Source organism: Comamonas odontotermitis, assembly GCF_040396735.1.
GTDB classification, from domain to species: domain Bacteria; phylum Pseudomonadota; class Gammaproteobacteria; order Burkholderiales; family Burkholderiaceae_C; genus Comamonas; species Comamonas odontotermitis_C.
Genome location: NZ_JBEBNZ010000028.1, coordinates 36,307 through 47,178 on the forward strand (window position 1 = coordinate 36,307; position 10,872 = coordinate 47,178).

Annotated in this window: 11 protein-coding genes; 9 read left to right on the forward strand and 2 right to left on the reverse strand. The window is 53.2% G+C overall.

Annotated elements, in window-relative coordinates:
- Positions 1-122: 122 nt before the first annotated feature.
- Complete coding sequence (locus tag ACH2DG_RS18095) at positions 123-812, reverse strand: IPTL-CTERM sorting domain-containing protein (RefSeq protein ID WP_395027814.1); 690 nt, start codon at positions 810-812, stop codon at positions 123-125.
- A 955-nt stretch (positions 813-1,767) separates the two neighbouring features.
- Positions 1,768-2,193: a type II toxin-antitoxin system HicB family antitoxin gene (locus ACH2DG_RS18100; RefSeq protein ID WP_395027816.1), complete on the reverse strand. Its 426-nt coding sequence runs from the start codon at positions 2,191-2,193 to the stop codon at positions 1,768-1,770.
- A 218-nt stretch (positions 2,194-2,411) separates the two neighbouring features.
- Here ACH2DG_RS18100 and ACH2DG_RS18105 point away from each other — a divergent pair, with 218 nt between their 5' ends.
- The 9 genes from ACH2DG_RS18105 to ACH2DG_RS18145 form a co-directional block, all read left to right on the forward strand.
- Positions 2,412-4,976, forward strand: coding sequence for an IPTL-CTERM sorting domain-containing protein (locus tag ACH2DG_RS18105; RefSeq protein WP_395027818.1), 2,565 nt, complete (start codon positions 2,412-2,414; stop codon positions 4,974-4,976).
- Between the two features lie 118 nt (positions 4,977-5,094).
- Positions 5,095-5,445 (forward strand): hypothetical protein, encoded by a 351-nt coding sequence (locus ACH2DG_RS18110; protein ID WP_395027819.1) that lies wholly within the window; start codon positions 5,095-5,097, stop codon positions 5,443-5,445.
- Between the two features lie 339 nt (positions 5,446-5,784).
- On the forward strand, positions 5,785-6,060 hold the full coding sequence (locus ACH2DG_RS18115; protein ID WP_395027820.1) for a hypothetical protein: 276 nt from the start codon (positions 5,785-5,787) through the stop codon (positions 6,058-6,060).
- Between the two features lie 225 nt (positions 6,061-6,285).
- Positions 6,286-6,798, forward strand: coding sequence for a hypothetical protein (locus ACH2DG_RS18120; protein ID WP_395027822.1), 513 nt, complete (start codon positions 6,286-6,288; stop codon positions 6,796-6,798).
- Positions 6,799-6,834: 36 nt separating this feature from the next.
- Positions 6,835-7,392, forward strand: a complete 558-nt coding sequence (locus tag ACH2DG_RS18125) for a hypothetical protein (protein WP_395027823.1) — start codon at positions 6,835-6,837, stop codon at positions 7,390-7,392.
- Between the two features lie 85 nt (positions 7,393-7,477).
- A complete protein-coding gene (locus ACH2DG_RS18130; RefSeq protein WP_395027824.1) occupies positions 7,478-8,029 on the forward strand; it encodes a hypothetical protein in 552 nt (183 codons plus the stop codon).
- A gap of 140 nt (positions 8,030-8,169) precedes the next feature.
- On the forward strand, positions 8,170-8,607 hold the full coding sequence (locus tag ACH2DG_RS18135) for a hypothetical protein (RefSeq protein ID WP_395027825.1): 438 nt from the start codon (positions 8,170-8,172) through the stop codon (positions 8,605-8,607).
- Positions 8,608-8,943: 336 nt separating this feature from the next.
- The gene (locus ACH2DG_RS18140; protein WP_395027826.1) at positions 8,944-9,075 is read left to right on the forward strand and encodes an integrase core domain-containing protein; all 132 of its coding nucleotides are present in this window, start codon (positions 8,944-8,946) and stop codon (positions 9,073-9,075) included.
- A 905-nt stretch (positions 9,076-9,980) separates the two neighbouring features.
- The coding region (locus ACH2DG_RS18145; RefSeq protein ID WP_395027827.1) for a hypothetical protein at positions 9,981-10,872 on the forward strand (892 nt) is incomplete at its 3' end.

The following is a 10,872-nucleotide window of genomic DNA, read 5'->3' on the forward strand; positions in this document are numbered from 1 at the left end:
ATACCGGCGAAGGGTAGGGATCTCGCCGGGGCGGAGCGGCAGTTACCTCGCATTGACGCTGTTCGAGAGTCCACATTACGAGAGTCAAAAAGAAAAAGCCACCCGAAGGTGGCTTGTGTGCTTTAGCTCTGACGCCTACGAAGTCGGCCAAAACCAAACATTGCGACTAGGGAGGTTAAGCCAATCAGCGCCCACTCATTGAGCGTCGGCACAGGAGTTGCAGAAGAACCGCCTCCGCCGCCTTGCACATTGAAGGTAAGTACGGCGTCATCGCATACCGTGCTGTTTGGAGCGGGCAGGCAGACGCGAACTGTCGCAGTATCTGTGCCAGTGTAATTTGCAGTTGGAGTGTAGGTGAATGCGCCAGTCGTTGGATCGATCGTCAACTGGCCATGTGCAGGTGGGGTCACTGTCTGGAAGGTTGAGCCGGGAGGCACTTGCCCGCCTGTGCTTGCACTGCCAGTAACTGGCGTGTTTACCTGAGTGGTAAAGCTTGCGTCGTTGATGACCGGAGGCGCTGGAGGGATAGCCGTTACGGTAATAGTTGCCGTAGCTTCCGCGCATTGAGGAACTGTTGTCTGGGTGCAGACTTGGTACTTGAACGTATCGGTGCCAGTGAAGTTTGCATTTGGCGTGTAGACGGCGTTACCTGATCCGTCAATTGTCACAGTGCCATTCGCTGGTTGGGTAGTGATAGTAGGAGTATTCAGGCTCACATATCCTGGCTGATTTGTGGTGTCGTTGGCGCGCAGATCAACTGTGACTGGCACTGAAGGAACTGTGGATCTTGTGTCGTTAACAGCAGTCACCATAGCTGCAGGAAGGCCAAAAAAGAAGAGCTCTCCGCCGCTATTGCTATTTGCGGTGCTTACGAGCCGAACAGAACATACATTGCTATCGCGGAGAATGATCCCAAACAATTCATTGGGAGAGTTGCTGTTTAGAACCGCGGTGGTTGCGCTCCAGCTAGCGCCGGGAGTAACAATAGGGTTGTTGCAGAAGGATTGGACACACGCAGCAGGTCAAAGCTGCTTGCATCGATTGCTTGACCAGAGCAGTTCAAGAATGAAACGTTCACCGATTCCTGAGCATCCAAATCCTGTACGAAGAAAGTGGTACCAACAGGAAGCGCTTGAGGGAATGTGTATTGTGTATTCCCCCTGCGAATGTTGACTGTGCTCACGCTCGTCGGAGCACTGACTCCCGCAGGCACCCCTCCTCCAAAATAGTTCCATGCCGGGCAGTTCTGCCATTGCTCAGGCACAGGAGACGCATCAGCTGTGAGCTGGAAGGTTCCTGCACCAAGCGTACCCCAAATGTGGTTGTTGCAGGAGTGTTTTCCGTTCCGCAGCCTGTACCAGGGGAGGTAGAGGTATTGAACTGCCACCCATTAAAGTAATTTGAATTCGCTGCAACTTGGATTGTTGCAGCTTGGGCCGCTAGCGTAGCACTACTAAGAACTGCGAAAGCGATACCTGTGCGAGCTAACCCTATGCAAAAAGACCCCATAATTACTCCCATTTAAAAATAGCTATGATTAATTACTGAAGAACTTTAGCGGTTTAATTGTTTGCTCTGTGAGGTTGCGAGTGCAATAAACTCTTGTTGACAGTTCATTATTGGGTCATTGGCGAATGTTAGCAATTGCAACAATTGACATGGCAAAAATGCAACATCTATTTCATTTAAGCATTATTTAAGACAAAAAGCAGGGAGCCTCCCCGGCGCCACTACGGCACTCGGGAGGCTCTTTTTTCGTTTGCGCAATCAGATTGCTGGAATCACAGCAATGGACAGCTCGGAATCCATGGCATGGAAAGCGGCGGCCAAGGTGTCAATCTTGGTCGCGTGGTGCAGATCGAGGATGCGCGTCACCTCCTGTGGCTTGATCCCCATGGCGCGCGCAATGTCTGCTGGCCGTGCATTCTTCTGGATCCGCAGATTGAGCAGTTGCACCTTTGCCCATACCGAAAGGGGGAGGGCAACAAGCTCCTCCTCGGCTTCGGGTGCAGATGGATCGGGTACAGCTCGCCCGTCCTCGAAATAGAGGTCCATAGCAGTCAGCAATGCATCTGCCGCCATCTCGCGCGCCTCCTCAAGAGTCTGGCCCTCGGTGATTGCTTCGGGGATGTCCCGGAACGTCACGGTATAGCCACCCCCTGGCGCTTCAGTAAAAAGTGCTGGGTATTTCATTCTGTCTCTCGGTAGGTGGTCGCAAAGCTCAGGAATTCTGGCAAGGCCCTTTCGGGCCTGCCTACTCTGCAATGCAACAACGGGGCGATAAGTGACTTTATTTCCCTCTGTGTTTCACCTAAGAATCGATGATTTGTTAATTATTGTCAAAAGAAAAGCAAAAGTGGTTTGAAAATGTATATTTATATCGGTTTCTACACCCACGATAAATAATCCATATGAATAAATTTCGATCCTACGAGGGGCTAAAGAGAAGATCGGTCGCCGTTCTGACTGCATTTTTAGCCTTCAGCGCTAGTCAAGTCATCGCCCAATCTGTTACCAAGACTGGCAGAGACTTAACGACCCAGAGCACCACCGATACCCAAGTCGGGCGCACAGTGCGCTATGCCGTCACACTTGGGCTACCCGCAGGGCAGACTGCTGCAACGGTGGATGTTTCTGACGCAATTCCATCAGGAATGGAATATGTGGCGGGATCGCTCAAATTGCCGTCCAATGCGGTGGGGACTTGGTCTATCAACAATGGTACGAGTTACGTTGGGGTTGAGCCGTCGCCTGCATCGGCGGTGACTGACCTTCGCGTCACCGGTAGCAATTACATGGCTGCTACTTCGGCAATGGGAACGTTGCCCACGCCGCCGGTGGCCAGTGCCAGTGGTGGCACTGGAGGAGATGGTTACCGTGCCATTCCTTATAACGGGAAGGTCTATTCGATCTATCACCATAACGGAGGTGATGCACTGTATTGTGGTGATCAAGCCACAGGCACGGCATGTCCAGGATTTCCAACTTCAGTGCCAGCAGCCTCGGGTAGTCCGTTCGTGCAAGTCGGTATGTACACTGGAAACTGGTATACGACCTTCAATGTCGTACATGATTATCTCGACCGAAATACAGGACGATTGTACTTTTATGCTGTCAACAATACAACTTCCAAGCCGGTTGTTGTCTGTGCGGACTTGGCTGCGCAAACGAGCTGTGGTTCTTATGAGTTTAGTAATGCCGCAGATTTAGGCTACTCGGGTAATTTCAGCAGCGGTGGGCAGCAAGGTAGCCGCTATTACACCAGCACAGATGATGGGCGCATGCTGTGTTTTGACACTGCGACTTTCGCACCTTGCGCGGGTACTGGTGCAGATGGAGCCTTTCCTGTTTCTGGGACGCGAACAGCCTTGGCAACGTATCAGAAAGTTGGTCAAGTGGGTTCTAAGCTATATTGGCCGCAGACTGATACATCTACTTGGCCGTATCCTCCCGGAGTACTCACTTGTTTTGACATGGCAATTAATGGCGACTGTGTGGGCTTTTCGGGAAACGCGACTAACAATCAAGTGGGGCAAATGGGCTTCTTGCCAACAGCCAACAGTGCGGGGGCGGCTGATGGTATGTGCTTCGAGGGCTATGACAGCGGCGGTATCAATCAAGCACAATGCTTTGACTTGAATGGCAATGATATTACTCCGAGTAAGGCTGCATTTACGACGAGTCTGAATTCACATGCTGCAGCCATGTATCAATACTCTTATGGACTCCTGCTGAATGGGCGTACCTACTGGCAAGATTCGTCAGCGCAATTATGCTGGGACTGGTCTTCCAACACTGCTTGTGCAGGGTATGACCCCAGCACTGGATTTTCTCCTTGGTGGTACGAAACCACTTATGATCCTGCCAATCCCACTTGCGTCTGGGCCCTTGGAGATGCTGGCAGGCTAACGGCTACAGACGCAATCAATGGAGGTCCTTGCACAGTTGAAGTTAAGGCTCAAGTGCAAGCCAGCCCTGCTGGCAACTATTGTGATGGAAAACCTCACTCGGTGACTTGGTCGCGCATTGACCTGGTGGGCCTTCAGGCAAGCGACTATGCTTCAGCGAAAGTTACTATTCGCGATGCCTCGAACAATATTCTTCCTGGCTGGAATGCTGCTACAGCCACGTTCCCTATAGATCTGAGTGCCTATCCAACCTCAGGTGCAACGGCGAGTCTCTCAGTTGAAGTAGAGCTATTGGGAATAACCAATGCTACGCCATTCAATGCTGATCCAAAACCATACATATCGGTACAGTGGAATGGCGATGCTCAGCAAATTTGTTATGACGCTAAGCTATCTTGCGGCGGTGCTCCTGTGTCGGCGCTAACCAATACCGTTTCTGGACTTATTGCTGGCACCGCAGTCACAGGCTCGCATACCTTTAGCAACATCGCTCAATCTTGCTGGGACCCCTCTGCGCCCCAGGAGATCACTGTGACGAAGACATCGAGCACACCTGGGCCTATAGCTGCCGGTGGTGCCGTGGACTATGTCGTAACAGTTACCAATGTGGGCACAATGGTTGCGCCGCAACTGCATCTCACTGATTTATTCCCATCAGGACTGCAGTCGGCTAGTTGGACATGCTCTGCCAGCGGTGGAACACCTGCCCAAACCTGCGCTATGCCTTCGGGAGCTGCGACTGTGCCCAACCCTATATTGGACCAGACCTTTGATTTGCAGCCAGGTGCGACTGTGACTTATCAAATTTCAGCTGTGGCAGGCAGTGCCGTTGTGACTAGCACCGCTAATACAGTCACTGCTACGGTGGCGGGTGGTGCAGCTTGCAGTAAAGGGGGCTTGCAACAAGCTTCGTGTAGCGCCACCACTCCTGCGGGGAAGCCAAGCAATGGAGGTGCTGCACCCGTACCGACGCTGAGCACCGGCGCGCTGGCAGCATTGTCTGCAGCCCTAGGCGCATTGGCAATTGCTGCACGCCGTCGCAAAGCGCAGGCGGCTGATCAGCGCTGAGAGAGTGCTCTGCCGCAATTGCCCGGGCCAGCCTTGTGCTGGCCTTTTTACTTTTCATGCTCCCGTGTAGACTTATTGCTGTCTAGGTGCTCTAAGCCCTGGCTTGGATGAAAGGGCTATGGAACCATTGGATTCGGCCTACACCCAGCAGCATCGCGGCGGAGAAAATAGGCACCATTCAATTCGTCCCCGAAGTGAAAAGATGATCCAGAGCCTGCACATTGAAAAAAGCGCGCCCGGTCAGTATCTGGCACGGGTCATGAATGAACACTCAGAAGCCCTGAGCTTCACATCCGGCACCATTGCTGGCTCGATCCGAGATGCAGCTCGCATGCTCCCCAAGGTGCGAGCGTTTCACATCTGGAATGAGCATGTGAGCATTGGAACAACCCCTGTCCTGCACATGCAGCACGACCCGGAGACGCTGGCCTCCAAGCTGAAGCTGCTGCATGGGCAGTTCTGGGGGTGAAGGTTGACAATACCCAGGCTAAGGTTGACGAAGTACAGCTGTTAGGTTGACAAAGCCACGTTTTAGGTTGACAAAACGCGGAACTTGCAAGATTCGTTGGTTGACAATTCGCGCTTTTAGCAAGGTTGGCCAAAACCGGCAGTTTGCACCGAATCGCAAACCGGCACTGTCGAGGACCACTCGACAGTGCATGTCGTTTTCCCGCCTAAACGGGTGGTCAAGTAAATCAACATCGGACAGCTTCCGGTCATTAGTTTTCAGGTGGGGCATTCATCTGCTTGATGTTGAGAAGTTCTCTTGTCATACAGTTGGCAAGAGCCACTGCGCAAAGGAGGCGTAATGAGCGCTGAACATGTAAGTATGAATCAGTCAACTGATCCACGTATCGGTGCGTGCGTCTACTTATTGCATGGATTGCTTCAGCGTCTTGAACGCCAACAGCCTGGACTACTCGCGGAAATGACCGAAGGTATACTCCGTGATCGTTCTGCAATGGATCCGGCGAGTTCATCTGCGGCAGCAGCGGGCTACCAAGTGGCCGATGAGGCGTTGCGTATGTTGCAACTCATGAATGCGCAGTTGATACAGGCCAGTACATCCAAGTCCACAGTCTGATGATTTTGCTGATATTTAAGCGTCCTCGTCAGACTGCTCAGTGACAGTAGCAGATCGGCCATATGCGGACATTCGGACCTTTGCACCCGAGCGAGATCAGAATTTTTAGGCCTATCTCAAAGTGGCGACTACAAATTTGCCTGTCGAACAGCAAGCTCATAAAGTAGTGCGAACTATGCATGCCTGTTGCATACCTTCCAAATCTAGTTAGGCCTCATCAACCACATGGCGCAGATCCGAGCACTCCTTAAACAAATCTTCGGAAGTGGAGCTGAGCAGGTCCCCCCTGAAGGCCCCCTCGACTACGAGAAAGTGGTTCATCTGGATGCTGAGAACTTGGCAGAACAAGGAATCAAAGCTGCCTATGACGACCTGCTCCAACAGTTGCAGCACTACGCACCAAATCCACTTGATGTGACCGAAGAGGTTAGTTCAGATGCAGGCTCGTACACGGTCATCGCAGCAGGCAATCGCTACGAAATATGGGGGCCGACTGTCGATTCAGACGATGACTGGGCAAGAGCAGCTGTAGCGTTCTTCCAGATCGTGAACGCAAACCTAGGCCAGTCATCACACAAGTTTTATGCCCTCTATGGAGGGAACGACCTTAGTGGCTTATTCCTCACTAACGAGCAATGCCTACTGGCTCAGAAAGCCATCAAAAATCCGTCCTCTAGGCCCTACATGCCAGTTATGGAGCCACCGCACTATGGCTTCCCAGCACAGGGTTCGACTTAACCTTCCATGGAGGGGACTCTCCCCGGAAAGCCGAATATGTCAGATGACAGCGAACTCTATTTTCTAGAACGCGAAACGTGTCCAGCCAGGGCGGAACTAGATGGCAACGGATCCCCATATCTGTTGTCTGAATGGCATCTTCCGATTGTTTGGCTAGCCTTGTTTCAGCCACAGGATGCACGTAAAGACCTCACTTCTATCCGAGACGGAGAGCGAGCCTACTTTGCGACATTAAGAAATGAGGCGCTTTCTAATCTAGAAAATAGAAAGGCGTGGATTCAAGCGGCGGTCCCCAATCTGGATGTGGAATGGTTAGATTCGTTTACCAAGTTCCTTACGACCTGCAAGCTTCCGTGGGTACATGTTCAGCCCCTCTCTTTTGATGAGGACGGCTCAGCTCCTAGCATCGAAGCGTTGAAAGATTTGCTGAAAATTTTTAGCTGTCCTCCAAATTCATTAGGTACAGCGTCAAGCGAAGGTTTGAACTTGTATAGCGCTCATTTCGCTAGTCAATTCGATCAAACAGAGAAAAATATCAAATTAATAAGCCTGGGATCCAGTGGTACAGAAGACCTCGCCGAATGGGATGACTAAATTGGCGAACTTCTGCTTTGGGTCGAACTGGTACAGTCACTATCGGCCAAGAACAGACATCCGAACAGTTCCCGGAAAGAGATAGATGAGCTTCATGCAGCATTCGAATCAACACAGCGCGTGGATGGTGGGTCCGGCATCATTTGAAATTGCAGCTTTCGGGTTTGATGGCGACCTACTAGGAACGGCAACGCGTTATGTCAGTACTCTTTCACAACGCTGGCTAACTGTCTGCAGCGAGCTCCTCGAAGAATGTGGCGAGGTATTTAGGCGTTCGATGGGGGCGCAGTTGAGTCACATCGAGATTCAGTTGACTTCCGCCAACGGGGCAGGTCTAGGCATGTTCTATGTGAACGGTGCGCTCGCCCTGTCCGTCGGGCTCTTTCGCAGCGACAGTGAGGAAACCGAATCGGCCGTTCTGAATGCTTTTGTGGATTCGTTGCGCAATAGCCGTGTGGTCCAGGCAGCCACGGATTCGCCTCGCCCATTCGACAATCTACTCCAACTCAAAAAAAGACCCCTGTTTGCACTGGTGGCTTGGCCACCAGACGAATTGAGTGAAACCGACGCGGACCTAGTTCGTGAGCTATCGACGCATTTCGCGGCTGCCTTCTTGTGCCGGCCTCCATCCGTCTAGCCTGGCGCCCGAGGTGACCAATTTCGAATATCCGCTTCTGGGTGGGAGTGTCTGACCGCTTCGGGTCGTACTGGTACAGTCACTATCGGCCAGAAGCTGTCCTTGACAGTTCCTCTGGCGATAATAACCAATCTACAAGCATGGATGGATTTGACCGTTCTTCTCCGGTGATGAAAACGCTGCTCTCAAATATCGATATTGGCCTTAAGCCTGGAGAAAACGCTCTTCTGGAAAGCCTTTCCATGCTGAGAAGTGAGCTGACGATCCTGCTGAAAGTCTATCCCGTTGGGTCAACTTGGAGAATTCACTTTGGCTCGGTCATTGGAGTGAAATTTCTTGACGAAAGGGATATGCCTGAGTATTGGCATGCCAATGTCGAGGTAACGCCCCCTGGCAACAGGTGCGCAGTGAGTCGAATCCTGCAAGGAGGATGGTCAGAGCAGTTGTGGAATGAGTCAAGCCGCGGTGAGCTCTTCTATGGCGAAGTGTTTGAAATTCTTGTGGGTGGAGCAGACTATTGCGCTGTCGTACTTGCTCAAGCAATGCCAAAAATTAGTGAGCTACCTAGTTCTATCTGAGTGACGGCTCCCGGTCGAAAGCGCCTGTTCATCGCTCTTGAAAGCGGTCCTTGGCCTGTGTCTGTTTGCAGCGGCGGCTCTAAGATGTAGTGCAGACCTTCAAGGATGACCCGCTGCAATGACTGCTCTGGGCGCCACCAGTCATCGAACTTGTTGAGTTGAAGGGCTGCAACCAGCCTGAAGCCGCCCCCAAGTAGCTAAGTCACCTTTGCAGCGGTTGCCGATCGTGAGCGTCGAGCATTCAATTGACTGTTTTGATGCCAAAGCTGTTATCTGCATGGCCAGCACGGCATTGTGAAATGCCTGCGCTGAAGTTGTCAGGGGGCGGCCGCGCCGGTGCACCGCTTCGAATCACTGGAGCATGCTAGTCGACTGATCGGAGACTGGATCCACTTCTACAACCACTGGCGCCCGCACCAGGTGCTGAACATGAGAACCCCCGCTGAAGCATTCGCACTAGCGGCCTGACCTGTGCACGTTCTGCTGGGTCAACCCTGACAGCTCCTTGTCGCCAGAATGCAAGCCTTATGTGGCTTGCGGAGCCCCATTCCCAGCATTGCACCAGTTGGTCAACGTGAAACTGAGAGTGTTTGCACGATGCGCCTGGGGTTAATGAGATCATGGAATTCGAAGCCATACGATGAGCTTCCATGCCGCGATGGCCGCCGACACGATGAGAACGAGGAGGGAGACAAACGTTATTATGAGCAGGATGTCTGCATAGCCGGCAAAGGGACTGTTGCACTGAAAGCCACCGAAGCCGAACGTGCAATGGCTCGTGTATATCGTGCTGGATGTAGCAAGAACGGCAGCCGAGATCACAGTCACCGCAATGCTCATTGTGGGGAATGACTTTCCACTCATCGGCGTGCGATGCAAGCGATTTTCTGTCGTCGGATCAAATTTTTCTCCCTTCGTGTATTCCCATGCCTGCGCAATGCCCGTGTTCCTCATTCACGGAAAAAGCCGAAGTCTACGACTGCAATCCGCTTCTGGAGTAACGACCGCATTGTGCGCGCGAATCGCTAGTCGCGCTCCTCAATAGCATGAATAGGCCCAGGCGGTCGCAGGGGGCGGCCCCGGAGGCAGCAGGAACGCGGAGACCAACATGCCAGCAGTGCCGGGCTAATAATACAGGGGCGCTTGACTGATCCTCAGCATCTCCGCAGCCCGGTGAATTCCTGTTTCCAGAATTGTGTCCGTTGCGTTGAGTGCTGTCAGCGGCCCGCGCTGGCATGCTGGACTTCCTGCATGGCACGATGGATGGATGGATGCGATGTTCAGTTAAGCCGAATATTGAATAGAAAACCGCCATCATCCTGTTCCAATCACGCGCATAAAACTATCCATAATGCAGGAAATAGGCCTCAACTATGACCGATTCCCTCGTCTATCTCGAATCCACCGCCCTGGGCGAATTCATCGAACTGCACGAACACGGCAACCGCCTACGCGTGCGCTGCGGCTTGGTCGGCCGGTCCTGCCTGGTGCTGCATGCCACGTTCACGACCCAGGGCAAGGCGCTAGCCAACCTGCAGAGGCTGCAGGGCGAGTGGCTGGCGCGCGGCTACCTGAACTGCGCGCCGACGGCCAAGGTGGTTGAAGGTAGCGTGGCCGATGAGCTGTTCTGCGACGAGCCCGCGTCGCACCCGTTGCTGGAGCCCTTCCTGCGCATCAGCGACGGCACTTGGCTGTCCCAGCGCGGCAAGCCCGAGCGGGTGGCACTGTTCCGCCACAGTCTGCGCTGGCAGGGCAACCTCGACCTTGAGCGCATTGCCGAGTTGGGCCTGTATGCGGGCGTGGTGGTCGACGGCGACGTCGAAGTCAGCGGCGTGTTCAGCCAGCTCACCCACACCCATCCGGGCTGTATTCTGGTGGCAGGCAACGTGCGCGCCGCCAGCTTCGGCCACGGCGACAGCCACATGCGCGTGCTGGGCGACGTGCGCGTGGACAACATCGTCTACGGCGAATACAACGACGGCAGCCTGCGCATCGGCGGCTCGGTGTACGGCCGCGCCTTCATCAGTTCTGATCATGATATGTACGCCGAGGGCAATTACCACATACTGGTGTGCAACTGGGACAGCATGGAGGACAGCTGGGTGGACTGCCTGCATCCGGACCTGTTTAAGCAGGATGACGATGTCAATGATGATAACGATGAGGATGAGGATGAGGATGAGGATGAGGATGAGGATGAGGACGAGGATGAGGATGAGGATGAGGATGAGGATGAGGATGAGGATGAGGATGAGGATGAGGATG